The sequence below is a fragment of the Streptomyces sp. NPDC028314 genome (assembly GCF_055565795.1).
Genome location: NZ_JBVHTP010000019.1, coordinates 99,593 through 124,043 on the forward strand (window position 1 = coordinate 99,593; position 24,451 = coordinate 124,043).

20 protein-coding genes are annotated in these 24,451 nt (G+C 71.8%); 8 read left to right on the plus strand and 12 right to left on the minus strand.

Annotated elements, in window-relative coordinates; translation table 11 throughout:
- Positions 1 to 386: 386 nt before the first annotated feature.
- The 7 genes from ACZ4TG_RS33795 to ACZ4TG_RS33825 form a co-directional block, all read right to left on the minus strand.
- Entirely contained in the window at positions 387 to 1,190 is an 804-nt protein-coding gene (locus ACZ4TG_RS33795) for an ABC transporter ATP-binding protein (RefSeq protein ID WP_468170624.1), read from the minus strand.
- Positions 1,187 to 2,119 (minus strand): ABC transporter ATP-binding protein, encoded by a 933-nt coding sequence (locus ACZ4TG_RS33800; protein ID WP_468170627.1) that lies wholly within the window; start codon positions 2,117 to 2,119, stop codon positions 1,187 to 1,189. Before ACZ4TG_RS33800 ends, ACZ4TG_RS33795 begins: the two co-directional genes overlap by 4 nt.
- Positions 2,116 to 2,976, minus strand: coding sequence for an ABC transporter permease (locus tag ACZ4TG_RS33805; protein WP_468170630.1), 861 nt, complete (start codon positions 2,974 to 2,976; stop codon positions 2,116 to 2,118). Before ACZ4TG_RS33805 ends, ACZ4TG_RS33800 begins: the two co-directional genes overlap by 4 nt.
- On the minus strand, positions 2,973 to 4,046 hold the full coding sequence (locus ACZ4TG_RS33810) for an ABC transporter permease (protein ID WP_468170633.1): 1,074 nt from the start codon (positions 4,044 to 4,046) through the stop codon (positions 2,973 to 2,975). Before ACZ4TG_RS33810 ends, ACZ4TG_RS33805 begins: the two co-directional genes overlap by 4 nt.
- Positions 4,046 to 5,674: an ABC transporter substrate-binding protein gene (locus tag ACZ4TG_RS33815; RefSeq protein ID WP_468170636.1), complete on the minus strand. Its 1,629-nt coding sequence runs from the start codon at positions 5,672 to 5,674 to the stop codon at positions 4,046 to 4,048. The genes ACZ4TG_RS33810 and ACZ4TG_RS33815 overlap by 1 nt, the downstream gene beginning before the upstream one ends.
- A 133-nt stretch (positions 5,675 to 5,807) precedes the next feature.
- A complete protein-coding gene (locus ACZ4TG_RS33820) occupies positions 5,808 to 6,767 on the minus strand; it encodes a nitrilase-related carbon-nitrogen hydrolase (RefSeq protein WP_468170639.1) in 960 nt (319 codons plus the stop codon).
- On the minus strand, positions 6,764 to 7,822 hold the full coding sequence (locus ACZ4TG_RS33825) for an agmatine deiminase family protein (protein WP_468170642.1): 1,059 nt from the start codon (positions 7,820 to 7,822) through the stop codon (positions 6,764 to 6,766). The genes ACZ4TG_RS33820 and ACZ4TG_RS33825 overlap by 4 nt, the downstream gene beginning before the upstream one ends.
- 220 nt (positions 7,823 to 8,042) lie before the next feature.
- Between ACZ4TG_RS33825 and ACZ4TG_RS33830 the strand changes: the two genes are divergently transcribed.
- A complete protein-coding gene (locus ACZ4TG_RS33830; RefSeq protein ID WP_468170645.1) occupies positions 8,043 to 8,627 on the plus strand; it encodes a TetR/AcrR family transcriptional regulator in 585 nt (194 codons plus the stop codon).
- A 144-nt stretch (positions 8,628 to 8,771) separates the two neighbouring features.
- On the opposite strand, the gene gcl is transcribed toward ACZ4TG_RS33830, so the two are convergent.
- Complete coding sequence (gcl, locus tag ACZ4TG_RS33835; protein ID WP_468170648.1) at positions 8,772 to 10,559, minus strand: glyoxylate carboligase; 1,788 nt, start codon at positions 10,557 to 10,559, stop codon at positions 8,772 to 8,774.
- A gap of 254 nt (positions 10,560 to 10,813) precedes the next feature.
- Between gcl and ACZ4TG_RS33840 the strand changes: the two genes are divergently transcribed.
- A complete protein-coding gene (locus ACZ4TG_RS33840; protein ID WP_468170651.1) occupies positions 10,814 to 11,665 on the plus strand; it encodes a hypothetical protein in 852 nt (283 codons plus the stop codon).
- A gap of 120 nt (positions 11,666 to 11,785) precedes the next feature.
- A complete protein-coding gene (locus ACZ4TG_RS33845) occupies positions 11,786 to 12,274 on the plus strand; it encodes a glutathione peroxidase (protein WP_468170654.1) in 489 nt (162 codons plus the stop codon).
- Between the two features lie 37 nt (positions 12,275 to 12,311).
- Here ACZ4TG_RS33845 and ACZ4TG_RS33850 read toward each other — a convergent pair whose 3' ends face one another.
- Together ACZ4TG_RS33850 and ACZ4TG_RS33855 are read right to left on the minus strand one after the other, a co-directional pair.
- On the minus strand, positions 12,312 to 13,997 hold the full coding sequence (locus tag ACZ4TG_RS33850; protein WP_468170657.1) for an AMP-binding protein: 1,686 nt from the start codon (positions 13,995 to 13,997) through the stop codon (positions 12,312 to 12,314).
- Between the two features lie 45 nt (positions 13,998 to 14,042).
- On the minus strand, positions 14,043 to 15,137 hold the full coding sequence (locus ACZ4TG_RS33855) for a winged helix DNA-binding domain-containing protein (protein ID WP_468170660.1): 1,095 nt from the start codon (positions 15,135 to 15,137) through the stop codon (positions 14,043 to 14,045).
- A 145-nt stretch (positions 15,138 to 15,282) separates the two neighbouring features.
- Here ACZ4TG_RS33855 and ACZ4TG_RS33860 point away from each other — a divergent pair, with 145 nt between their 5' ends.
- From ACZ4TG_RS33860 to ACZ4TG_RS33880, 5 genes are all read left to right on the plus strand, one after another.
- Entirely contained in the window at positions 15,283 to 16,449 is a 1,167-nt protein-coding gene (locus ACZ4TG_RS33860) for a magnesium and cobalt transport protein CorA (protein ID WP_468170663.1), read from the plus strand.
- 732 nt (positions 16,450 to 17,181) lie between these two features.
- Positions 17,182 to 17,433, plus strand: a complete 252-nt coding sequence (locus ACZ4TG_RS33865; protein ID WP_468170666.1) for a hypothetical protein — start codon at positions 17,182 to 17,184, stop codon at positions 17,431 to 17,433.
- A 39-nt stretch (positions 17,434 to 17,472) separates the two neighbouring features.
- Positions 17,473 to 17,643 (plus strand): hypothetical protein, encoded by a 171-nt coding sequence (locus ACZ4TG_RS33870; protein ID WP_468170669.1) that lies wholly within the window; start codon positions 17,473 to 17,475, stop codon positions 17,641 to 17,643.
- 291 nt (positions 17,644 to 17,934) lie between these two features.
- Positions 17,935 to 19,248 (plus strand): amidohydrolase family protein, encoded by a 1,314-nt coding sequence (locus ACZ4TG_RS33875; protein WP_468170671.1) that lies wholly within the window; start codon positions 17,935 to 17,937, stop codon positions 19,246 to 19,248.
- A 9-nt stretch (positions 19,249 to 19,257) separates the two neighbouring features.
- Entirely contained in the window at positions 19,258 to 19,785 is a 528-nt protein-coding gene (locus tag ACZ4TG_RS33880) for an SMI1/KNR4 family protein (protein ID WP_468170674.1), read from the plus strand.
- 76 nt (positions 19,786 to 19,861) lie between these two features.
- On the opposite strand, the gene ACZ4TG_RS33885 is transcribed toward ACZ4TG_RS33880, so the two are convergent.
- Together ACZ4TG_RS33885 and ACZ4TG_RS33890 are read right to left on the minus strand one after the other, a co-directional pair.
- Complete coding sequence (locus tag ACZ4TG_RS33885) at positions 19,862 to 20,596, minus strand: hypothetical protein (protein ID WP_468170677.1); 735 nt, start codon at positions 20,594 to 20,596, stop codon at positions 19,862 to 19,864.
- A gap of 138 nt (positions 20,597 to 20,734) precedes the next feature.
- Positions 20,735 to 24,334, minus strand: coding sequence for an NACHT domain-containing protein (locus tag ACZ4TG_RS33890; protein WP_468170680.1), 3,600 nt, complete (start codon positions 24,332 to 24,334; stop codon positions 20,735 to 20,737).
- Positions 24,335 to 24,451: the final 117 nt, after the last annotated feature.

Here is a 24,451-nt window from a genome sequence, read left to right on the forward strand (position 1 = left end):
GCTGAGCCCGCACCGCGGACCCGGATGAGGGGTGGTACGCGGTGAGGGCAGGACGAGGACCGTGGCGGGCGTGCGAGCCAGTGCGGTGGTAATGGGTTCCGAGGCCCGTCTCTTGACCTGAGGGAGACGATGCCGGAGTTCTCGTCGCCGACCGCCACGGTCCCAGCCACTCCATACCCACAGGGGCCACGCACAGAGTCCCCTGTACGTACGGAGAACCCTCCTCCCCCGCAGACTCCGCCCGGCGGTGCGAACGTCCTGTCGCGCCAGCCTCGCTCCGTCGGGCGGTCACACTCAAAGCGCCGAGTCACGGACGGTCCCGTGACTCGGCGCTTTGTCATGCCCGGGCATGTCCGGTCCGCCCGCCCCCGGTGCCGGGGAGCCGCTCAGCCGGCCGGGCCCGGGCGGCGTCGGGCGGCGATGCCCTCGGGGTCCCAGCCGGGCCGGGGGACCGAGTCCAGCAGCAGGCGGGTGTACTCGTGCGCCGGGCAGGACAGCAGCGCGGGCGTGGGGCCCTGTTCCACGATCCGGCCCGAGCGCATGACGACCAGGGAGTCGGTCACCGCCCGTACGACGCCCAGGTCATGGGTGATGAACAGGTACGCGATCCCCGTGCGGGCGCGGATCTCCGCCAGCAGGTTCAGGATCTGGGCCTGTACGGAGACGTCCAGCGCGGCCACCGCCTCGTCCAGCACCAGCACCGCCGGCTCCACCGCCAGCGCCCGGGCGATCGCGACCCGCTGGCGCTGGCCCCCCGAGAGCTCGCGCGGGCGGGCCTCCGCCTCCCGGCCGCCCAGGCCGACCTGGTCGAGGAGTTCCGCCACCCGGGGGCGCGGGTCGCGGTCCGGGAAGTGCAGCCGCAGGGACTCCCGCAGCACCTCGCCGGCCGGAACCCTGGGGTCCAGGGACAGCAGGGGGTCCTGGAAGACGAGTTGCACCTCGCGGGCCCGGTGCAGGCGGGCGGCGCGGCCGCGCACCGAGGGGGCGCGCACGTGTCCCCGTACGAGCACCTCTCCCGCGTCGGCGCGCTCCAGGCCGGTCACGATCCGGGCCGTGGTGGTCTTGCCCGAGCCGGACTCGCCGACGATGCCGAGCGAGCCGCCCGCCGGGACGGTGAAGGAGACCCCGTCCACCGCGCGCAGGGCGCCGTACGCACGGGACAGACCGCGGACTTCGAGCACCGGCGTCATGACAGCTCCTCCGAGTGGTGGCAGGCGACCCCTCGGTGCGCCGCCGGGACCTGCGCGGTGCAGAGCTCGGTGGCGTGGGCGCAGCGCGGGGCGAAGGCGCAGCCGGTGACGGCCTCGCGGAGGTCCGGCGGCCGGCCCGCGATCGCGGCGAGCGGTCCGGGCGGGGCATCGAGGCGTGGAGTGGCGGCGAGCAGGGCCCGGGTGTAGGGGTGGCGGGGGTGTTCGAAGAGGGCAGCCGCGGGGCCGGTCTCCACGATGCGGCCCGCGTACATGACGTAGACCCGGTCGCTGATGGCCGCGGCGAGTTCGAGGTCGTGGGTGACGAAGAGGAGTCCGCAGCCCTCGCGTTCGCGCAGCCGGGCGAGGAGGGCGACGGTCTCGGCCTGGGTGGTGGTGTCGAGGGCGGTGGTGGGTTCGTCGGCGAGGAGCAGCCGGGGCCCGGGCAGCAGCGCGGCGGCGATCATGACGCGTTGCAGCATGCCGCCGGAGAGCTCGTGCGGGTACTGGCGCAGGACGCGTGCGGGCAGGCCGACGGCGTCGAGGAGTTCGCCGAGGCGGCCCTCGGGAACCTCGGCCCCGGCGTACCGCTCCCCCTCACCGAGGAAGTCGCCCAGGCGGCGCAGCGGGTTCATCGCGGACCGCGGGTCCTGGAAGATCATCGAGGCGGTGCGGGCGCGGAGGCCGCGCAGGCCGGCCCGGGTCATGGTCAGTACGTCCTGGCCGGCGACGCGCACCGCCCCGGTGGTCTTAGCGCCGGAGGGCAGCAGCCCGAGTGCCGAGCGGGAGGTGAGGGACTTGCCGGAGCCGGACTCCCCCACCAGGGCGACGGTCTCCCCGGCGTCGACGGTGAGGTCCACCCCGGCGAGGACGGGGCGCGGGAACCCGGGCAGCGTCAGGTGCAGCTCTTCGACCTCGAGTACGGGGCTCATGCGGTTCTCCCCGAGACCCGGTCGGCGAAGCGCTCGCCGACGAGGTTGAAGGCGACGACGGTGAGGATCACCGCGAGGCAGGGGGCGAGCGCGGAGAGCGGCGCCCCGTCGAGGATGGCGGACTGGCCGTCGTTGATCATGGCTCCCCAGTCGGGGGTGAGGGGCGGGACGCCGAGGCCGAGGAAGGACAGGGCGGCCAGGTCGAGGAGTGCGTAGCCGAAGTTGACGGTGGACTGGGCGAGGACGACGGGCGCGATGTTCGGTACGAGGTGCCGTACGCAGATCCACGCCCCGGAGAAGCCCTGGACCCGGTACGCCGCCAGGTACGGCTTGCCGGCCTCGGAGAGCGCGAGGCTGCGGGCGAGCCGGCTGACGAACGGCGTGTACGCGAGGGAGAGCGCGACCATCGGGGCGATCAGGCCGCGCCCGTAGAGGGACACGAGCAGCATGGCGAGCAGCAACCCGGGGAACGCGAGCAGCAGTTCGCTGGTACGGGAGAGGACCGCGTCGGCCCAGCCGCCGCGCCAGGCCGCGGTGACGCCGATGACCAGGCCGAGCAGGGTGGACAGGACGACCACGCCGAGCGGCCCGAGCAGCGAGGTGCGGGCGCCGGTGATCAGGCGGGAGAGGGTGTCGCGGCCGCTGATGTCCCCGCCGAGCAGCAGATCGGGCGAGGGGTCGGCGAGCGAGGCGCCGAAGTCGACGGCGTTCGGGTCGTGCGGGGCGAGCCAGGGCGCGGCGAGCGCGACCAGGACGACGAGGCCGGCGAATCCGAGGCAGATCCGGTACAGCCGGTCGCCGCCGCCTCCGCGCGGTTTCGTCCGCTCGGCCGTGGGGCGGAGCAGGAGTGCGGTCATTCGGAGCTCCTGGTGCCGAGCCGGACCCGGGGGTCGATGAGCGGGTGGACGAGGTCGACGGCGAGGTTGACCAGGACGAACAGCGCGATGGTGAGCAGGGAGATCGCCTGGACCACCGGGAAGTCCTTGACCGTCACGGACTTGGCGAGGAACTCGCCGAGTCCGCCGAGGCCGAAGGCGGACTCCACGAGGATCGTGCAGACCATCAGCCCGGAGAGGGCCAGCCCGGCCTGGGTGAGGACGGTGCCCAGCGCGCCGCGCAGCACGTGGCGGCGTACGACGGTGCGCTCCGGCACGCCTCGGCTGCGGGCGACGGTGACGTGGTCCTGGGCGAACTGCTCCAGCAGGGCGGTCCGGGTGACCCGGGCGAGCACCCCGGTGAAGGGCAGGGCCAGCGCCACGGCCGGCAGGGCCAGGTGGTGGAGGGTGTCGAGGAAGCCCTCGCCGCTGCCGAGTACGGGGAACCAGCCGAGCCGCACGGAGAACAGCGACAGGAGCAGGATCGCTGCGATGAAGGAGGGGGTGGCGACGGCGACCGAGGTGGTGATGAGGACGGCCCGGTCGGTGCGGGGGCCGCGGACGGCGCCCAGCAGGCCGAGCAGAAGTCCGCCGGCGATGACGAGGAAGGCTGACATTCCGATCAGGGTGAGGGTGACGGGCACCCGGGCGGCGACCAGGCCGAGGACGTCGCTGCGGTACTGCACGGAGATGCCCAGGTCGCCGGTGACGGCGCCGCCCAGCCACTTGCCGTACTGGACGAGGAAGGGGTCGTCGAGGTGGTAGTGGGCCCGGATCGCGGCCAGCGCCTCGGGGTTGGCGCCGCGGCCGCCGAGGAGGAAGGCCTCGGGCTTGCCCGGAGCCAGGCGGACGGAAGCGTGGACGAGGAAGGAGGCCACGAGCAGGGTGGCGAGGAGTTCGCCGAGTCTTCGCAGCAGGAAGCGGACCGGGCCGGCGGGGCGGGTGGGGGCGGACCGGGGCCGGCGGCGGGTGCGGGGAAGGGTCGGGGTCGGGCTCGGGTTCGGGTTCGGGCTCGGGTTCGGGTTCGGGCTCGGGCTCGGGTTCGCGTTCATCACGGAGCCCCCACTTCGGCGGCCCACGGGGCGTACATGTAGGAGATGCCGGTCGGCGCTCCGGTGATCCTCTTGTTCAGGAAGACGGTGCCCGGGTATTCGGCCACCGGGAGGCACACGGCCTCGTCGGCGGCGGCCTTCGCGAGGCGGGCGGTGAGCACCCCGCGCGCGGCCGGGTCGTACTCGGCGCTCGCCCGGTCGACGAGGGCGTCGTACTCCGGTGAGCTGTAGCCCCCGTAGTTCTCGAACTGGCCGGTGCGGAAGTTGCCGTACATGCTCAGCGGGTCGGTGACCGAGAGGTAGTAGGTGTAGGGGAAGAGGTCGAACCCCTGGCGCGCCTCGGGGTCCGAGAAGAGCGCGGTGAACGCGTCGGGTGCGACGGTACGGATCTCCACGTCGAGGCCGATCCGGCGGCCGGCGTCCTGGACGGCGGTGGCGAGGAGGGCGACGTCGGGGCCGAGCGGGCTGGAGGCCACGGTGACCTTCTTGCCGCGCGCCCCGGCTTCGTCGACGAGGCGCTTCGCCTCGGCCAGGTTCCGCTCCACGGGCGGCAGCGCCGCCAGTTGCTCCGCGACGGGCCCCTCCGGGATGCCGCGCCAGGTCTCCTTGACCACCAGGGAGCTGGTCGGCGTGGCGGCGCCGCGCATGGCGCCCTTCGCGAACCCCTCGCGGTCCAGGGCCAGCATCAGGGCGCGGCGTACGCGCACGTCGGCGAGGGTCCCGCCGAGGTCGGACACGGCGAGGTTGACGGTGGTCAGGCTCTGGCCCTGGTAGAGGCGGCCGTTGTCGGCGGCGCGGAAGCGGGAGAGGGACTCCGGCGGGACGGCGAAGGAACCGTCGGCCTCGCCGGTGAGGAGTGCGTTGGTCCGGGCGGCGGAGTCCGGCAGGAAGACGAAGGTGACGTGTCCGGCCTTGGCCCGCTTGCCCCAGTAGCCGTCGAAGCGGTCCAGGCGCAGGGACGCGCCCTGTGCCCACTCCCCCAGGCTGAACGGGCCGGTGCAGTCGAGGCCGCCGTCGGCGGTGCCGAACTCCCGGCCCTGCTCGCGCAGGGTGGCGGCGTTGGTGACCGTGCCGGCGGAGTTGGCCATGGCCTGCGGGAACAGCGCGTCGGGCGTCTTGAGGCGGACGGTGACCTGGAGGGGGCCGGTCTTCTCGACGGACTCGACGTTCTTGAAGTCCTCGGCCCAGTAGGAGCCGAGCTCGGGGTCGAGGTGGCGGTTCAGGCTGGCCACGGCGTCGTCGGCGGTGAGGGTGGCGCCGGAGTGGAAGTGCACGTCCGGGCGGAGGTCGTAGACCCAGGTGGTGGGGTCGGGGTTGGAGGCCCGTTCCGCGAGGCCGGGTTCCAGGGTGAGCGCGGGGGTCCAGCGCATCAGGGATTCGCAGACGTTGGCGAGGACGGTGTTCTGCGGGTAGTCGAAGGCGTAGAGGTAGTCGAGGACGGGTGGCTCGGCGTAGAGCGCCCAGGTGAAGCCGTCGATGTCCCCGCGGGCGGGGGGCGTTGCGGCGGAGAGGCGCATCTCGGTGGTGCCGGTGCCACCGGCCGGGGCCGCGCAGCCGGCGCCCGTGAAGATCAGGGCGAGGACTGCGGCGGCGGGACCGGCCAGGCGGTGCCGTGAGGGGATCGGCATGCACGCTCCTTGGCGGAGTTCGGCGCGGGAGGGCTGGGGGCGGCGGGGCCGGGGGTTCGGCGCTGCGGGGCCGGGGGTTCGGCGCTGCGGGGCGGCCGGGCCGGGGGTTCGGCGTCGGCCGGGCCGGGCCGGGTCAGCGGGCCGGCGCGGGGAGGGGCTCGGTGAGTTGCCCGTACAGCTCGGGGCGGCGGGTCTGCATCAGGCCGAACTCCAGCCAGTCGCGGCGCTGGTCGAGGTCGAGGTCGGCGACCAGGACGGCGGGGCGGTCGCGGGGGGCGCGCAGCATGACCCGCCCGTAGGGGTCGGAGATGAAGGAGGACCCGTAGAAGGTGGAACGGCCCTCGGTGCCGATGCGGTTGGGCACGATCATGAAGAGGGCGTTGGCGAGCCCGTTCGCGCTGATCGCGTGCTCCCACAGGGGGCGGGTGTCGAAGTCCGGCAGGTCCACCTCGGAGCCGATGGCGGTGGGGTGTACGAGGATCTCGGCTCCGTGCAGGCCGTAGGCGCGGGCGAGTTCGGGGAACCACTCGTCCCAGCAGGTGGGGAAGCCGAACCGGGCCCCTTCGTGGGCGACCACCGGGAAACCGCTGTCGCCGGGGCGGAAGCAGAGGTCCTCGCGGTAGCCGGGGAAGGCCGGGATGTGGTTCTTGCGGGTACGGGCGATCAGTTTGCCGTCCGGGTCCACGCAGATGGCGGTGTTGTAGCCGAGGCCGCCGTCCTCGGCGCGCTCGTAGAGGGAGGCGTGCACCGTGATGCCGAGGTCGGTGGCGAGTTCGGCGGCCAGGTGGGCGGTGGGGCCGCTCTCCAGGTCCTCCAGGTGGCGGGCGGCGCCTTGGCCCATGGGGTCGTCGGTGTTGCAGAAGTACGGGCTGCGGGTGAGCTCGGGCAGGCAGACCACCTTGGCGCCCTCGGCGGCGGCCAGCCGCACGCCCTCGCGCAGGCGCTCGTCGTGCTCGTTCTCGTCGGCGTACCAGCGCATCTGGACCAGGCCGACGCGCAGCGGGTCGCGCTCGGCGGGCTCCATCCGGGCCGGGGAGCCGAGCGGGGAGCCGTAGGAGGTGAGGAGCTCGTACGTGGTGCCGGGGGTGCTCATGCGTTCAGTTCCTTCGGGAGCTGCTGGGTGATGCAGTGGACGCCGCCACCGCCGTACGCGAGGACGGGCGCGGGTACCCCGACCACCTTGCGGCCGGGCAGGGCGGCGGCGATGACCGCGAGGGCCGCTTCGTCCTCGGGGGCCCCTGCGACGGGCACCACGCAACCGCCGTTGGCGAGGTAGAAGTTGAGGTAGCCGATCTCGATCGGGGTGCCGTCGACCTCGCCGTGCGCGGTCTGCGGGACGGTGACGACCTCCAGCGCGCGACCGCGGGCGTCGGTGGAGGCCTCCAGGACGGCGAGGTTGGCGCGCATCCGGGCGTAGTCGGGGTGCGCGGGGTCCGCGGGGAGGGAGACGACCACCGTGGCGGGGGCGACGTAGGCTGCCACGCCGTCCACGTGTCCGTCGGTCTCGGTGTCCTCCAGGCCCCCGTACGGGAGCCAGATGATCTTCTCGATGCCGAGGCGGCGCTTGATCTCGTCCTCGATCTCGGTCCGGGTCATGCGCGGGTTGCGGTTGGGGTGCAGCAGGCACTGCTCGGTGGTGATGAGGGTGCCCTCGCCGTCGACGGTGATCGCGCCGCCTTCGAGGATCATCGAGGAGTGCACGCGCGGGACGCCGAGCCGGTCGAGGAGGAGCGATCCGAGCTTGTCGTCGGCGGTCCAGGGGTGGTGCTTCTCGCCCCAGGCGTTGAAGCGGAAGTCGATGCCGACCCGGCCGCCGCGCTCGTCGTGGGCGAAAATCGGGCCGGAGTCGCGGAGCCAGGAGTCGTCGATGGGCAGCTCGATCACCTCGATGCCGGCCTCGTCCCCGCACGCGGCGCGGGCCTCCTCCGCCAGGCCGGGAGCGGCGATCATGACGACCGGCTCGAAGGCGGCGATGGCGCGGGCCACCGCCGCGTACTCGCGCTTGGCCGCCTCGAAGGCCGTTCCCCACAGGGCGGGGCGCGTGGGCCAGGCCATCAGGCACGCCTCGTGTTCGGCCCATTCGGCGGGCATGCGCGGGTACGTCGGACTCAGCGGACTCTGCGGACTCTGCGGACTCTGCGGACTCATCGGGAAGCTCCCTTGGTGCGGTTGGGCTGGGTGCGGCCGGCGGGGCTGATGGGACTGGTGCGACTGGTGGGGTCTTTTCGTCACGACGCGAGGCATCCTGACTGAATTTTCAGTCAGGCCGTGAGCGACTGAAAATCCAGTCAGGACCTTCGGTGGGAGCTATCGTGGGACCTGACTGAAAGGTCAGTCAAGAGGTATCGATCGAAAGGTGCGGTCAAGAGTGGCCGATCGACAGGCGTTGATCTTGGAAGCAGCCGTACGGGTCATCGCGCGCAACGGCGTCAGAGGCCTGCGCGTCGAGGAGCTGGCGGCCGAGGCCGGAGTGTCCACCGCGCTGATCTACTACCACTTCAAGGACCGGGCCGGTCTGATCCGGCGGACCCTCGCCTTCATCAGCGACCGCGCCACCGGCTACACCGACGAGGCCCTGAAGGACACCGAGGACAGCCGCGGCGTCCTGCTCCAGCTCCTGCTGAGCGAGCTCCAGGACACCACCCGGGTTCGTGAGAACAGCATCGCCTGGGGCGAGCTGCGGGCCAGCGCCATCTTCGACACGGACCTGCGCGAGACGCTGGCCGAGTCCACCCGCAGCTGGAACCAGGACACCGCCGAGTCGATCATGGATGCGCAGGTCGCGGGCCTGGCCGACCTCCGGGCTGTCCCGCTCGACGCCGCGGAGCGGCTGACCGCACTGGTGGAGGGCCTCAGCGAGCGCTGGCTGAGCGGTTCGCTGACCCTGGAGCGCGCCCGCGAGCTGCTCGCCGGCGCGGTCGACGCGGAACTCGGCCCGCACCCCGAGGAGTAGGCACGACCGCGGCGGGCACCCCCGGAACACACACGAGGCCGCCACAACGCGACGGCCCCCGTACCTCCTGAGGAGGTACGGGGGCCGTCGCTTACTGCCGGCACTGCCGGGGGCCGGCCGCCTGCCGCGTCAGCGGCGGGGCGGTCAGACGGACAGCGGGCGGATCGCGGTCGGGGCGTGGCCCGGCTCGGTCGCGAGCTCCTCGAACTCGGTGACGTCGCTCATGTCGACCGTCTTGCTCATCGAGATGTTCGTGACGCGCTCCAGGATGGCCTCGACGACCACCGGGACGCTGAACTCGGCGGCGAGCTTCTTGGCCTCCTCGAGGGCGGCACCCAGCTCGTTCGGGTCGGTGACGCGGATCGCCTTGCAGCCCAGGCCCTCGACGACCTTGACGTGGTCGACACCGTAGACACCCAGCTCGGGGGCGTTGATGTTCTCGAACTCGAGGTTGACCTCGAAGTTGATGCCCAGGCCGCCCTGCGCCTGACGGATCAGACCCAGGTAGGCGTTGTTCACCAGGACGTGGACGTACGGGATCTTGTGCTGCGCGCCGACCGCCAGCTCCTCCAGCATGAACTGGAAGTCGTAGTCACCGGACAGGGCGACGACGGGGGTCTGCGGGTCGGCGGTGGCGACACCCAGCGCGGCCGGGATGGTCCAGCCGAGCGGGCCGGCCTGGCCGCAGTTGATCCAGTGGCGCGGCTTGAAGACGTGCAGCATCTGCGCGCCGGCGATCTGGGAGAGGCCGATGGTGGTGACGTAGCGGGTCTCCGGACCGAACGCCTTGTTCATCTCCTCGTAGACGCGCTGCGGCTTCATCGGGATGTTGTCGAAGTGCGTACGGCGCTGCAGCGTGCTCTTGCGCTCCAGGTGCGAGGCGACCCAGGCGCTGAAGTCGGGCAGCTTGCCCTCGGCCTTGAGCTCCTTGGCGACCTCGATGAAGATCTCCAGCGCTGCCTTGGCGTCGGAGGCGATGCCGAGGTCCGGGGCGAAGATCTTGCCGATCTGGGTGGGCTCGATGTCCACGTGGACGAACTTGCGGTCCCCGAGGTAGGCGTCCAGGTTGTAACCGGTGTGACGGTTGGCCCAGCGGTTGCCGATGCCCAGGACGAAGTCCGACTCGAGGAACGTCGCGTTGCCGTAGCGGTGCGAGGTCTGCACGCCGACCATGCCGGCGGCCAGCTCGTGGTCGTCCGGGATGACGCCCCAGCCCATGAGGGTGGAGATGACCGGGACGCCGGTCAGCTCGGCGAACTCGACCAGCAGGTCGGAGGCGTCGGCGTTGATGATGCCGCCACCGGCGACGATCAGCGGACGCTCGGACTCCAGCAGGAACTGGATGGCCCTCTCGGCCTGCTTGCGGGTCGCGGCCGGCTTGTGCACGGGCAGCGGCTCGTACAGGTCCGGGTCGAACTCGATCTCGGTCAGCTGGACGTCGATCGGCAGGTCGATGAGGACCGGGCCGGGACGGCCGGAGCGCATCAGGTAGAAGGCCTCCTGGAACACGCCCGGGACCTGCGCGGCCTCCAGGACGGTGGTCGCCTTCTTGGTGACCGGCTTGGCGATCGAGGCGATGTCGACGGCCTGGAAGTCTTCCTTGTGCAGCTTCGAGACCGGAGCCTGACCGGTGATGCACAGGATCGGGATCGAGTCCGCGATCGCCGAGTACAGACCGGTGATCATGTCGGTGCCGGCGGGGCCGGAGGTGCCGATGCAGACGCCGATGTTGCCCGGGGTCGTACGGGTGTAGCCCTCGGCCATGTGCGAGGCGCCCTCGACGTGGCGGGCCAGCGTGTGGTTGATGCCACCGACGTTCTTGAGCTCGCGGTAGAACGGGTTGATCGCAGCGCCCGGCACGCCGAACGCTTGCGAAACGCCCTCGCGCTTGAGGATCTCCACTGCAGCGGCGGCGGCTGTCATACGAGGCATCGAGTTCTCCTGCGGGTCTGACGGTCAGGCTTTTCCGTAATCCGGAAGTTTTGTTCTGCTATACGGAACAAGCTAAGCGGCGTCTCCGCGCACGTCAAGGCGGTGGGGCACCCCGGAACCCACCAAAAGCCGCGTCTCGCTCCGTGACTTGTACGAATGGCCAGGACGCGACGGAAATTCGAGGGCGCCCTCGCCCCCGCGGTCGCAGGTGGTGGACCATGGACGCACGCACAGCGACGGAGGGGTCCAGGTCTATGGCTGAAGCGGTACCGGTGCGCTGTCCGGCGTGCCGGCGCGAGAACGGGTACACCGCCCCGGTGTTCCCGTGCGCCTGCGGGAGCCCGGTCACGCCGCCGCTGGACCTGGCGGCGCCGCCCCTGCCGCTGACGCACCGCACCTGGTCGGACAGCTGGGTCGCGGTGCGGTGCGGGTCCTGCGGGCGGGAGAGCGAGTGGCCGCACCCGGAGGTGGGGTGCGGCTCGTGCGGGACGGTGGTGCTGGTTCCGGTGCACCCGATGGAACCGCCCGGTCCGGTGGCGCCCGAGGGCGGCCCCGCCGCACGCGGCGCGGCGGGGGCGCGGGGCGACGTACGGCCCGACGCGCGCGGCAGGGGCCGGGACCCGCGGGCCGACCGGCCCTGGGCGGATTCCCCGACGGCCGGGGGCCGGCGCCCGGGCGGTCCGCCCGCGGGCGACGCCGGGGGTTCGCCGGGCGGCGCGCGGCCGCCGTTCCACCCGGTGACCATCCGTACGGCCCGGGACGCGGTGGCCACGGCCGCGCTGTACCTGCGCTGGCTCGGCTTCCAGGACGTACGGCAGCCCGACGGACTGCCGATCCCCTCGGCCGCGGTGGACCTGCGGGCTCCGGGGGTGGTGGCGCAGGTGGACCCGACGACGGCGCCGGCCGGGCTGCGGGCGGTGGAGTGCGTCTGGCTGACCGGACTGACAGCCTCCGCGACCAGCGTCTACTTCTCCCTGGCCGGGTACACCGCGGAGGCCCGCAGCCGCGCGGACGATCTGGGGATACCGCTGTTCATCATGGACCTGACGGGCATGCCGCAGCCGGTCAACGACCCGGCGGACGAACTGGTCGGGGCGGGGGCGTAGGGGTGGGGGCGTAGGGGTGGGGCGTGGGGGCGGCGGCCGGGGCGGGGGCGTAGGAGCGCTCCTCGGCGCACCCTCTAGGCTCGGAGGCGTTACCCGCCCTTCCCTGCCGAGGAGAGCCCGATGAGCCTGTACGACATTCCGCTGACCACCCTGGACGACGAGCCCACCAGCCTCGCGGCGCACAAGGGCAAGGCGATCCTGCTGGTCAACACCGCCTCGCAGTGCGGGCTCACCCCGCAGTACTCGGGCCTCGCCCGGCTGCAGTTCAAGTACGAGGAGAAGGGGTTCACGGTGATCGGCGTGCCGTGCAACCAGTTCGGCGGCCAGGAGCCCGGCACCGCGGACGACATCCAGACCTTCTGCGCGGCCGGTTTCGGGGTCACCTTCCCGATGCTGGAGAAGTCCGAGGTCAACGGCGAGAACCGGCACCCGCTCTACCAGGAGCTCGTGAAGACCCCGGACGCCGAGGGCGAGGCGGGGGACATCCAGTGGAACTTCGAGAAGTTCCTGATCTCCCCCGCCGGCGAGGTCGTCGCCCGCTTCCGGCCGCGCACCGAGCCCGAGGCCCCCGAGGTCGTCGCGGCGATCGAGGCGCAGCTGCCCGCGTAACGCGGCTCCGCACGGCCCCGCGGCCCGGCCGGCTCGCTCAGCCCAGGTCGGCTTCGTCGTACTCCGCCGTGGAGCCGGCCACGGTGAGCTCCCGCAGCTCCACCCGGCGGATCTTGCCGGACACGGTCTTCGGGAGCTCGCCGAACTCGATGCGGCGGATCCTCTTGTACGGGGAGAGGACCGCCCGGGAGTGCGCGAACAGTGCCCGGGCCGTCTCCTCCCCGGGCTCCCAGCCGGCGGCGAGCGTCACGTACGCCTTCGGCACGGCCAGCCGCAGCGGGTCCGGGGCCGGGACGACGGCGGCCTCGGCGACGGCCTCGTGCTCCAGCAGGGCGCTCTCCAGCTCGAAGGGGCTGATCTTGTAGTCGGAGGCCTTGAAGACGTCGTCGGCCCGGCCCACGTAGGTCAGGTAGCCGTCGGCGTCGCGCGCGGCGATGTCGCCGGTGCGGTAGAGCCCGTCCGCCATGGCCTCGGCGGTGCGCTCCGGGTCGTCGCGGTAGCCGGTCATCACGCCGGCGGGGCGGGTGCGCAGGTCCACGCAGACCTCGCCCTCCTCGGCGGACTCCTTGCCGGTGACGGAGTCCAGGAGCACGATCTCGTAGCCGGGCGCCGGGCGGCCCATGGAGCCGGGCTTGACGGGCACGCCGGGGAAGTTGCCCACCTGGAGGGTGGTCTCGGTCTGGCCGAAGCCGTCGCGGATGGTCACGCCCCAGGCCTCGCGGACCTTGTCGATGACCTCGGGGTTGAGCGGCTCGCCGGCGGCGACCGCCTCGCGCGGGGGATTCTGCAGCCGGCTGAGGTCGGACTGGATCAGCATCCGCCAGACGGTGGGCGGGGCGCAGAAGGTGGTGACGCCGCCGCGGTCCATCTCGGCCATCAGCCGCTCGGCGTCGAAGCGCGCGTAGTTGTGGACGAAGACGGTGGCGCCCGCGTTCCAGGGGGCGAAGAGGTTGGACCAGGCGTGCTTGGCCCAGCCGGGCGAGGCGATGTTGAGGTGGACGTCGCCGGGGCGCAGTCCGAGCCAGTACATGGTGGAGAGGTGCCCGATCGGGTAGGACGCGTGCGTGTGCTCGACGAGCTTGGGCCGGGCGGTGGTGCCTGACGTGAAGTACAGCATCAGGGGGTCGCCGGCGAGGGTCTCCCCGTCCGGACTGAAATTCCGGTCAGCCGCGTACATGTCCGCCAGCCGCCGCCAGCCGGTGGGCACCTGCGCGGGCGCTCCGGCGGCGATCCGGGTATAGGTGCCCGGCACCGCGTCGAACTTGCCGCAGTCCTCGGCGCGCACGATCACGTGGCGCACCTGGCCGCGGTCGACCCGGTCGCGCAGGTCGGCGGCGCCGAGCAGCGGGGTGGCGGGGATGACCACCGCCCGCAGCTTGATGGCGGCGAGCATCACTTCCCACAGCTCGCGCTGGTTGCCGAGCATGACCAGGATCCGGTCGCCGGGCGCGACGCCCTGGGCGCGCAGCCAGTTCGCGGCGGCAGCTGAGGTTCCGCTCAGCTGCTCGAAGGAGACAGCCGCGCTGGTGCCGCCCTCCTCGACGATCCGCAGGGCGTCGGCCTCGTTGCCGTCGGCGATGTGGTCGAACCAGTCGAGGGCCCAGTTGAACCGCTCGGGGCGGGGCCAGGTGAATCCGGTGTGGGCCGCGTCGTACTGCCCACGGCGTTCGAGCAGGAAGTCCCGCGCGGCCAGGAAGGTGTGGGTGGCGCTGTTCTCCGTCATGGGAGGCATCGTGCCGCGCCGGACGCGGGGACCACCAGGGCGGCGTCAGCCGTGGATTGACCCGAAGCGTACGGAACCGCCCTCGTCCCCCATGCCGGCCAGCAGCGCTTCCCCCTCGGCCGCGATCTCCTCCTTCTGCGCCCGGGACGCCGTGCCGAAGAGCTCCACGGTGAGCCGCCCGCCCTGCGACTTCCACAGCCCGGCGAGGAATCCGTCCACGAGCAGGACGCAGTGGGACTGGTTGCCGCTCCAGGTACGGCCCTTGACCTCCGGGGCGACCACCCGCGACCGGTCGGCGTGCGAGAGCAGGAGGTTGTCGAACTCGGGGAGGAAGCGGGGCGGGGCAGGGGTGCCGGCATCGGGGCGGGGCGCGTCGGGAAGGTCGAAGAGCTCGACCCCGTTCTCGTCGCTGAAGGCGAGCAGGCGCGGCCGCAGCCGCTCGAACGCCTCCTTCAGCCGGGTCAGTCCGGCCCAGGTCTGCATGTCCTTCACCGAAGCGGGCCCGAAGGCGCCGAGGTAGCGCAGCACCACGTCGTCGACGGCCTGCGCCTCCCCGGCCGGACGGCCGAGCCAGTTCTCAGCGGTGGTGAGCCGCACCTGGCCGCTGCGCCCCCACACCCCGCGCGGGGTGACCTGTACGAGCGGCAAGCGGCAGCGCGCGGCGACGGACAGCGACTGCGGGTCGGCGTCGGGCCACTCCTTGAGGAGCTCCTCGCGGATCTCCCCCATGGTGCGCGGCTCGGCTTCCACGAAGGCCCGTGCGCTCCGGGCCAGCCTGTCCAGGTCGACCCCGACGAGGCCCTTGCGGAAGTACCCGACCTCCCGGTCCCGGGCCGGCTGGACGAGCGGCCTGAGCGTGAGCGCGTCGTCCGCGGTGTGGGTGTGGATGGTCGAGCGCATGGTGACCATCCGCACCACCTCACGGGACTCCATCAGAGCGGCCAGTTCGGCGGGCCGGAAGCCGGCGAGCCGGGCGTGCAGCTGGAAGTACGGCGGCTTGACGTTCTGCGCCTGGAGTCCGACGAGGTGCGCCACGGCGTCCTGCGCGGTCATCTCGGCGCGGCTCAGCAGCAGCTGGCGGGCGAGCGTGGCACGGTTCAGTGCGCGGGTGTCGAGTACGGGGTTCGTCCTGGAGGCCATGACTGCACGCTAGCCCTGCTTGCGGACAACAACTGTCCGCAACCACCGATTCCAGGAGACCGCACCTGGGGCTGATCCCCCTATATCCTTCCACTCACCCCCAAACACGCGTCTGCCCGACCGACCGACCGGGAGCTGACCTGCGATGCCGGAGCGCCCAGACCGCCCCTCCCGCCCCTCGCCGAAGCGCCCGGGGTGGCTCCGCCCGTCCTCCCCGCCCGGCACCCCTCCCCCCACGCCCCCGTCGTCGGCCCCGAAATCCGCGCCCCCGGCGCCGCCGCCCGCGAACCACCGCAGCGTGATCGACTCCGCCGTCTACCGTGACGGGCGCCGCGTCGCTTCCCCCGCCACCCTCGCCGAGACCTTCCGCCAGCTGCGCGAACAGCCCGACGGCATGGCCTGGATCGGCCTGCACCGCCCCACCGAGGCCGAGCTCCACTCCCTTGCCGCCGAGTTCAACCTGCACCCCCTCTCCATCGAGGACGCCCTGGAGGCCCACCAGCGCCCCAAGCTGGAGCGCTACGGCGACACCCTCTTCGTGGTCCTGCGCGCGGCCCGCTACCTGGACGCCCTGGAGGAGGTCGACTTCGGCGAACTCCACGTCTTCGTCGGCCCGGACTTCCTCATCACGGTCCGCCACGGCGCGGCGCCCGACCTCTCCGCCGTCCGCCGCCGCATGGAGGAGACCCCGGACCTCCTGTCCCTCGGCCCGGAGGCCGCCCTGTACGCGATCCTCGACGCGGTGGTGGACGGCTACGCCCCGGTCGTCGAGGGCGTCCAGAACGACATGGACGAGATCGAGACCGAGGTCTTCCGCGGCGACCCCGAGGTCTCCCGCCGCATCTACGAACTCTCCCGCGAAATGGTCGAGTTCCAGCGCGCCACCCGCCCCCTGGTCGGCATGCTCCACGGCCTGATGGCGGGCTTCGCCAAGTACGGCACGGACGAGGAACTCCAGCGCTACCTCCGCGACGTCGCCGACCACGTCACCCACACCAGCGAACGCGTCGACGGCTTCCGCCAGGCCCTGACGGAAATCCTGACGGTCAATGCCACCCTGGTCTCCCAGCAACAGAACGCCGAAATGCGCGCCCTGGCCGAAGCCGGCTTCGAACAGAACGAGGAAATCAAGAAGATCTCCTCCTGGGCGGCCATCCTCTTCGCCCCCACCCTGGTCGGCACGATCTACGGCATGAACTTCGAGGACATGCCGGAACTCAAGTGGGCGGGCGGCTACCCCTTCGCGATCCTGCTCATGGCGGTGGTCTGCGTCAGCCTGTACGTCATCTTCAAGAAGCGCGACTGGCTGTAGCGAACAGAGTGGTCATCGACGGGTCAGCATGCGCGCGGTGACTTCTCGCTTCACGCAGGGGCAGGGGCAGGGGCAGGGGTATGAATGCCGGAGTTGCGACGTCAGCGGTTCACGTCTGGCTGGGTGGATGCGTGGGTCCGGACCGGGTCGAGGTGTAGTTCGTAGGGCCCGGTGCAATCCGAGGCGAGCGTGGCGATTCGGGCTCCGCAGGGACAGGCTCGGTTCGGTCCTTCGGTTCCGTCTGGGCCGCAGCATCCAGTGCTGTTCTCCCAGCCGGGCAGAGGCTGCAGGACGGACGCATCATCGGGGTGGAGAACGATCGTGTTGCGGGCGCCGACCGAGATCACGAAGCCGTCGGCAGTGGCCCTGGGGAGCCCGCGGGGCTGGGACGGTACCGGGTTGTCCTGATCTTTCTGCGGGACGAACGGTGCTCCCCACGGCTCGGGTTCGATTGTGTAGTAGCCCTGGGGAACCGTAGGCGGGGCTTGTCGTGATCCCTCGCGCCGGGCAACGTTGATGCCTGGGACGGTCGGAACGGTGGGCAGCGCTGTCAAGGCCGGCGTGAGTGCATTGCCGCATGTGGAGCAGTAGAAGACCGTCATGGGTCCCGTTGTAGCTGTGCATCGTTGCGTTCTGCATCCCATATTCCTCGATCGGCTCAGGCGGCTGCCCTCCGCTTCTCGAACCTCGCCCTCGAGGTGGCTCCGGGCCCGGTAGAGGGATGCGCGGGAGATGCCCGCCTCACAGAACAACCCGACGCTCAAGCACCTTCAGGCATTGGACGGCTTCTGCGGCGTGCCGACCGCCTCCTTCGTCGAGGACGTGGCGGCGGGCCGGATCGCGCAGCAGCTGGAGTTCCTTGCGGCCGAGCAAGTCCGCCTGGACGAGGCGTCCCAGGGCGACGGCGCAGGACTGATGGCCATGCGAGCCGGCCAGTTGTATCGACTGGAGCAGGCGGAACGGGAAATCGCTCCACGTGATTGACTGATTCGCTGCTGGCCGCTTGTGGAGACGCGCTGTTGGATGGGATTGCAACCTGGTGACGCGAGCGGAGAGACCCTCTGGCAGTCGATGGCCCCGGAGCTTTCCGTCGATGTCATCAAGCGAGCGCTGCTGCGCTCCTCGTACGACGACGACCGCGAACGGGAAGCCGAGCTGGTCGCCACCATCATCCGGAACGGGCCTCCATGCTGAACCGCGTGAGCCCGACCACAGCGGACAACCAATCGACTGTCCGCATCAATTCCGCACTGGTTGACAGACTACTGACCGGTGACGGACTCGCGAAGCTGTCGCAGAACGCACTGCAATGCGTCTTCCTCTCTTCGGCATCGGATCGCACAGCGGGCAGCAAGCGTGCAGGGCGGGAGCCCCGGTGCCCGGGCGGGCCATTGCCGTGGCCATGCCCGGGGGGAACGACCTCGACGACGACGTGAGGCAGCTTGTGGCGCTCTCGGATGCGCTGCGGACTTACCAGGAAGGCGAATGATGCAGGCCGTGATTTCGGCAGGACGTATGGTCTCCGGACCCGGAGGGAGGGTGGTCCTCGACGGGGCCGTGTTCCTCCAGGGGGATGTGATCGTGGCCGCCGGGCCGCGGGCGGAGGTCGAGGCACTGGCCGGACGGGAGGTTCGGCGGCTGGGGTTTCCTGACGGTACGTTGCTGCCCGGGCTCATCGACGCCCACGTCCACCTCGCGCTCGACGCCGGCCCCCATCCCGTGGAGACCCTGCGCGCCTCGTCCGACGCCGGGCTGTACGCCGGGATGGCGGCGCGCGCGGAGCAGCTCCTCGCCACAGGGGTGACGACCGTACGTGACCTCGGAGACCGGGGCGGGCTGGCCGTCCGCCTGCGGGACGAGATCGCGGCCGGCCGGCTGCCCGGTCCGCGCATCCTCGCCGCCGGAACGCCGCTGACCGCGCCCGGCGGGCACTGCTGGTTCCTCGGCGGAGAGGTCGAAGGCGAAGCCGCGATCCGCGCCGCGGTGCGCCGCAATGCGGCGAGCGGGGTCGACCTCATCAAGGTCATGGCCACCGGAGGCGGCATCACCAAGGGCGGTCCGCCCGTCTGGCAGTCCCAGTTCACCCTGCGGGAGATGCACGTCGTCGTGGAGGAGGCCCGCAGGGCCGGGCTGCCGGTGGCCGCCCATGCCCACGGCACGGAAGGCATCGCGGCCGCCGTGGCGGCCGGGGTCGACAGCATCGAGCACTGCACCTGGATGGCGGAGGACGGGTTCGACGTACGCGAGGACCTGGTGGCCGCCATCGTCGGTCAGGGCATCGCGGTCTGCCCTGCCGCCAGCCCCGACTGGAAGGGCTTCGCAGAGCGCTTCGGCCCCCAGCGAGCGGAGGAGATGTTCCGCCGCATCCGGTGGATGGCGGAGAGCGGGGTACGGCTCCTGCCCGGGACGGACGCCGGTGTGCCGCGCGCGGTCTTCGACGGCTTCGTTTCCAGTCTGGAGTTCTTCGAACACATCGGGATGACACCGGCCGAGATCATCGACCTGGCCACGACAGGCGCGGCGGAAGCACTGGGTATCGCCGAGGACACCGGCCGGCTCGCCCCCGGCCACCGCGCCGACCTCCTCGTCCTGGACGGCGATCCGCTGACCGACCTGGCCGCCCTGCGCTCGGTCCGCCTGGTCCTGGCCGGAGGCCGGCCGTTCGGCCCGGAGAGTGCGCCTCCCCTCCCGTCCGATGAGGGCCATGGGCATGGGCATGGGCATGGGGAGCACGCCACCGACGCCCCGCCCCCGCTTCCCCCTGGACCGTTGGCCACCGATGTCCGACCCCATGGCTAGCCTGTCCCCGTGACGCTCAAGGATGACCGACAGTTCCCCGCCCCGCTCGCCGCTGCGATGGCGGTGCGATTCGACTACGCAGGCGGGAACGGGGTCGACTTCGAGCCCTTCCCGGCCTTCCTGTCCGCTGCCGAGACCACCGACTGGTTCCAGGCATGGACCGGGAACAGCGAACTGGACGGCAGCGACTTCCGCGTGTTCGGGCAGGACGGCACGGGCGGGTACGCGGCGTTCTGGCTGATCCGCCCGAGCCGGCCGCTGGCCGAGCAGCCCGTCGTCTTCCTCGGGTCCGAGGGGGAGACCGGTGTGGTCGCGCGCGACCTGGGCGACTTCCTGTGGCTGCTGGCCGACGGCTTCGGGCCCCTGGAGGCTGCCACCTCGTACGAGCCCGACTGGAAAGCGCGTCCCCATCGGCAGCTGGCAGCCATCGCCGAAGGCTTCGCACCGCACCGGCGCCGGTCAGCGGCTGCCGTGGTCGAGCTGGCGGCCCAGGAGTTCCCCGACTTCGACGACACCATCATGGAACTCTGCCGCTGAGCCCAGCAGCACCGGCAACGGCACCGTCACCGTCACCGTCACCGGCAATGGCCGTCAGCCGCGGGAGAGGAAGCGGTCAGCTGCAGTCCGACATGAACCGGCCTTCAAGGTGATCGGAGCTGAGGAAGAGGAAGCCGCTCCCGTAGCCGAAGTTGAGGAAGAACGGGTCCGCCTGCGCCTCACCCCGGTCCTCGAACTGGCAGAGGAACAGCCAGGAGGGGTCGATGCCGAAGACCTGGTCGTTGGGGTAGACGGCCTCGCCCCCCAGGAAGTCCCCGGGCCACTCCTCCTCGGGGAATTCGACGTCCGGGCCCTCGCCCCGCAGGTACCGGGAGCAGGCGGCGGCCTGGTTCGCGGCCTCGTCGAGTTCCGGCGGCATCGGAGTCAGGTCCGTCAGCCATTCGACGGGAACCTCCGCGCCGTCCGGACCCCACCGCCACAGGGTTCGCCCCCGAGTGCCGGGAGCCCCGACCGACGCGAAGGAGGGGATCCGCCCACCCGGCTGGACCAGAACGACGGCCTCGCCGTCCTCCGGTGCGGCGCCGCCCATGTCCATGCCCTCCTCGTGCAGGAACAGGTATGCGAGGCGCACCTCGTCGCCCGGCACCCGGAACTGGCCGATGAACACGAGGGGCTCGCCCGAACGCGGATGCACCGGCCAGGCCGGTTCGTCCAGCCAGACCGGCTGCCCACCGAACTTCGACACCGGTTCCGTGACCGGCTCGCCCGCAGCCCGGAAGGACATCCGCAGCCGCGGCAGGAAGGCGGCATCGTAGGGGCCCGCGGCCTGGCCCGTCGGCTCGGAGATCACGCCTCCGACGCTACGGCACCCCACCGACAGCACCCAGCCCGGGCCGTCTCCTGTGACCCTGCCCGACCCGCAAGATCCGGAAGAGACGGCGCTCGGGAGGTGAGCGGGCGGGTCAACGCCCTCCGGGCCCCCGGGTTCCTACGGTGTACCGCCGGTCGCCCGCATCGGAGCGGCACCGCCGCGCTGCTCCGGCAGGGGCGCGGACTCCGGTACCGCTCCGGCGGCCTTGAGCCAAGCCAGCAACTGCCGCAGCCGCAGCCGCCGCGGCGCATGGGTGTCCGGGCTGGTGATGAGCGTCTCGATATGGGCGGCGGCCTCGGCGTCCAGTCCTGCTGCCTGCATGTCGATGAGCAGGGAGAGCTCCACGCCCAGTGGAGGGGCCGGGAATCTGAGGGCGTGCTTCCACAGCCGCAGGGCCGCCTCCCGTTCCCCCAGTGCCGCGAGCTCCGTGGCGAGGTCGCACACCTGATGCCATTTGACCCAGGGGTGGGTCAGCGCGGCCTCGATGACGTAGGGCACCGCCTCGCCGCCTTGCAGGGCGAGGAGTACGCGCAGGCCGCGCAGTGCGTCGTCCGCGTCGCCGGCAGGCAAGGTCACCAGCCGTCGGGCGAGGATGCCCGTCGCTTCGAGGTGGTCCTCCTGATGCCGTAGGACCTGCAGAACGCCTTGGAGCCAGTCGCTGCTGTCGGCCAGGGCCGGGGTGCCGTCCCAGATCTCCAGCAGGCGGCCGGCAGCATCGCCGCCCCGGGCCTTGAGCAGGACCCGCGTCGCCTGCTCGTATCCGCTGCGGGAGCAGAAGGGCGTGCGCAGCGCGAGCTCGGCCACTTCTCCCGCCTCGTCGAGTGCACCGCTGTCCAGGAGCACTTCGGCGACGGCCGGCCGGTCGGCCGGGGTGAGCGACCTGCCGCGGGAGATCCGGTCCATCACCCCGCTCACGCCGGGCAGTCCTGCCGCCTCCAGCCAGATCCTGACGGCGCTGCCCGCCTCGAACGTCCCCCACCGGCCGCCGCCCTGCACCTCGTGCGCCCAGTCGAGGGCCCCCTGCACCTCGCCGAGGGCGGCCAGGGCTTGTTGGAGGCGGGCCGGGACCCACAGGTAGTGCCCCGCGTCGGCGCCGCTGCGTTCGAAGGCCTTGCGGAGCTCGGAGCGCGCCTCCTGCCCGTGTGCCTTGGCCCACAGGGCTGCCGCCCAGTCCATGGTGTGCTGGCCGGTGGCATCCCTTCGCAGCAGCGTCAGGGCGACGCGGGCGGCGGCCTGGATGTCGCCGGACTTCTCCAGCGCCTTGCCCACCGCCATGGGGCTGTCCTGGTCGGTGGGCGGCCAGGACATCACGATCTCGGTCAGTTCCCGCGCCGCACCGGGCATCGCGGTCAGCCAGGCCTCGCCGGCCCGTTGGATGGAGTACCCCCCTGCGGACGGGTCCTCCACCACCTTGCGGGCGAGCCGGACGGCGTCCTCGCGCATTCCCATCTGCGCGAGGGCCTGCGCCGCGTACGAGAGGTCCCAGCTGTTCCTGCCCGGCTCCGTCGCCAGTTCCCGGGCTCGCCGGCGGACCAGTTCCCGGGCCCGGTCGCCGAGTGCGACCGCCACCCGGGCGGCCTTGCCGAGCCGGCCGGACACCCCGCTCAGCACCTCGCCGAGGAGTTCCTCCGTCAGATCCGGCGGTCCGCACCGGCTGAACGCCTCCACCGCGAGGAGCCGTTTCTCGCCGCCGAGCACCGGGCTGCGGGCCATGCGCTCCAGCCTGTCCAGCACACCGGACTCCGCCCCGAGCGCACCCAGCGCCGCGAATGCCGCCTCCTGGTGGCCCTCGTCGCGGGCGCAACAGCCGATGCTCTCCAGCCGGTCGACCAGCAGCCGGCGGTTGTCCTCCCCGAAGGCGACCCCCTCGGCGAGGAGCAGCCCCGCCAGCAGCGGCCGTTCATGGCCTCCGACCGCCCCGGTACGCAACTGGTCGGCGATCCGGTCGGCCTCGCATTCCTCCCGCTCCGCCCACAGGCAGAGGACGAACATGGCCAGGGTCCGCTTGTCCTCGTCGAAGGCGCGCAGGATCCAGGACTCCAGGTCGGGGAAATCGGGGCCGATGCCCTCCGCGTACGACCGGGCGGCGAAGAACTCCGCGAAGGAGTGGTGCAGGAAGCGGTGGTCGCGCTGCTCCTGTACGAGCAGCCCCGTCCCTTGCAGGAAGTCCCTGACGTCGGTCTGCCAGTCCTCCAGGACGAGGTACTCGCCGCCGTGTTCGCGCGTCCAGGCCAGCGCGGCCTCGAACAGCGACTCCTCTCCCTCCAGCCGGTGGCGCCCGAGCGCCCCGAGGAGGCGGCGCTTGTGCTCGTCCAGCCAGAGGTTCAGGGCCAGCCGTTCCGGTTCGGACGCATAGCGTCGGCGCAGCTCCGCGCGGCCCCCGGCGCGGCGGGTGAGGAGGTGCCCGAAGAAGCGCTGGTAGAGGCTGAGCCGGCTGGTCGGCAGGGGGTTCGCGGGGTCCACGGTGGCGTTGACCGCCGCGATGGTGGCCAACAGCGGGTTGTGGACCAGTTCCTGGAGCCGGCTGTCCTTCACCTCTTCGAGGAACCGCTCGGCGGCGGCCCGCGCCGAGTCCTTGTCCCCGTACTGCGCCACGAACCACTTGTCGGCGAAGTCCTTCAGCTCCTCGGCGCCGAAGGGCTCCATCGTGTACTCGCCCACCGACGGCCCGCGCAGCGGAGCGAGCTCGCCGTCCGGCAGCGGGCGGCTCGTGATCACGAAGCGGTAGTCCCCGTCCGTGCGGGTGTGCAGCGCGATCATCCGGATGACCTCGGCGCGCGACTCCCGGTCGGCGACCTCGTCCAGGCCGTCCACCAGGACCATCCAGCGTGCCCCCTGTACGCGGCCGCGGAAGAGCCCGGGATCGGGATCGGCGATGAGGCTGTGCCCCAGGCTGCGCGACACGGCCTCCGTCAGTACGGCGCTCCACGAGCCCGTCCCGCCCAGCAGCGTGTGCGCTGCGACCTTGACGGGCAGCAGGGGCTCGTCGACCGGCGCGTCGAGGCTGGTGTCCTCCCGTAACCAGATGCGGGACAGGGACCAGGCGAGGTGGCTCGACAGCGTGGACTTGCCGGCGCCGGGCTCGCCGGTGATCAGGAGGTGCCGGTGCCGGACCAGCGCCTTCGGAACCGGCAGCTGGGTTTCGGTGGCCTGGGTGCCGTCGTGGCGGGGAGTGGTCATGGGCGGGAGTGCGTCGGGCCCCTCGCCCGACGACATCTCCTTGCGGTTCGAGCCGTCCCCGACCGCGTCGGGGATGCGGATCCGCTGCCTCACGTACACGGCGGACAAGGGCGGTTCGGCAACGCCCAGCCTGTCGTAGGGAAGCCGTTCCACCGCCTTGGCCTGGGCCTCCAGCAAATTGCGCACCATGAGTGTGGGCAGCGGCAGTTCGGCCCACGAGGACAGCCTGGGGGCCTGTGCCTGCTTGGCCGCGCTCGCGGCCCGGTCCATGGCCTCCTTGGCCCGGGTCCAGACCGGCATGACGTCGCAGGACTCACGCCCCAGGGCCACGGCGAAGGACCGGATGACCTCCGGCTTCACCATCCTCGTGGCGTTGCAGACGCCGTAGACGACGTTCTTGTGGGCGATCTCCGCCCGCACCGCGGCGTTGAGGCTCTCGTAGCCGGCGTCCGTGACGGCCTCGCGGAACCATGCCGCCAGTTCCTCGAGTTCCGGATAGCGCTGCTGATCACCTTTCGGTGGACGGCCCCCGACCATCGCTCCCCCGTGTCGCCGACTGCCCCTTGATTTCCCGGAGTTTCTCAAGCCTAGAGGGAAAATCGGACCGGATCTCAGAGTTGTGGCACACCCCTTCGGCACCCGCCCTCTGCGAGG

Excerpts from the sequence above, each read along its gene's own strand:
- ACZ4TG_RS33805 (WP_468170630.1), bottom strand. The coding sequence starts at position 2,976 with ATGACCGCACTCCTGCTCCGCCCCACGGCCGAGCGGACGAAACCGCGC.
- ACZ4TG_RS33795 (WP_468170624.1), bottom strand. The coding sequence starts at position 1,190 with ATGACGCCGGTGCTCGAAGTCCGCGGTCTGTCCCGTGCGTACGGCGCC.
- ACZ4TG_RS33850 (WP_468170657.1), bottom strand. The coding sequence starts at position 13,997 with ATGACGGAGAACAGCGCCACCCACACCTTCCTGGCCGCGCGGGACTTC.
- ACZ4TG_RS33865 (WP_468170666.1), top strand. The coding sequence starts at position 17,182 with ATGCCCGCCTCACAGAACAACCCGACGCTCAAGCACCTTCAGGCATTG.
- ACZ4TG_RS33820 (WP_468170639.1), bottom strand. The coding sequence starts at position 6,767 with ATGAGCACCCCCGGCACCACGTACGAGCTCCTCACCTCCTACGGCTCC.
- ACZ4TG_RS33845 (WP_468170654.1), top strand. The coding sequence starts at position 11,786 with ATGAGCCTGTACGACATTCCGCTGACCACCCTGGACGACGAGCCCACC.
- ACZ4TG_RS33800 (WP_468170627.1), bottom strand. The coding sequence starts at position 2,119 with ATGAGCCCCGTACTCGAGGTCGAAGAGCTGCACCTGACGCTGCCCGGG.
- ACZ4TG_RS33840 (WP_468170651.1), top strand. The coding sequence starts at position 10,814 with ATGGCTGAAGCGGTACCGGTGCGCTGTCCGGCGTGCCGGCGCGAGAAC.
- ACZ4TG_RS33890 (WP_468170680.1), bottom strand. The coding sequence starts at position 24,334 with ATGGTCGGGGGCCGTCCACCGAAAGGTGATCAGCAGCGCTATCCGGAA.
- ACZ4TG_RS33870 (WP_468170669.1), top strand. The coding sequence starts at position 17,473 with ATGGGATTGCAACCTGGTGACGCGAGCGGAGAGACCCTCTGGCAGTCG.
- gcl (WP_468170648.1), bottom strand. The coding sequence starts at position 10,559 with ATGCCTCGTATGACAGCCGCCGCCGCTGCAGTGGAGATCCTCAAGCGC.
- ACZ4TG_RS33855 (WP_468170660.1), bottom strand. The coding sequence starts at position 15,137 with ATGGCCTCCAGGACGAACCCCGTACTCGACACCCGCGCACTGAACCGT.
- ACZ4TG_RS33875 (WP_468170671.1), top strand. The coding sequence starts at position 17,935 with ATGATGCAGGCCGTGATTTCGGCAGGACGTATGGTCTCCGGACCCGGA.
- ACZ4TG_RS33825 (WP_468170642.1), bottom strand. The coding sequence starts at position 7,822 with ATGAGTCCGCAGAGTCCGCAGAGTCCGCAGAGTCCGCTGAGTCCGACG.
- ACZ4TG_RS33810 (WP_468170633.1), bottom strand. The coding sequence starts at position 4,046 with ATGAACGCGAACCCGAGCCCGAGCCCGAACCCGAACCCGAGCCCGAAC.
- ACZ4TG_RS33860 (WP_468170663.1), top strand. The coding sequence starts at position 15,283 with ATGCCGGAGCGCCCAGACCGCCCCTCCCGCCCCTCGCCGAAGCGCCCG.
- ACZ4TG_RS33815 (WP_468170636.1), bottom strand. The coding sequence starts at position 5,674 with ATGCCGATCCCCTCACGGCACCGCCTGGCCGGTCCCGCCGCCGCAGTC.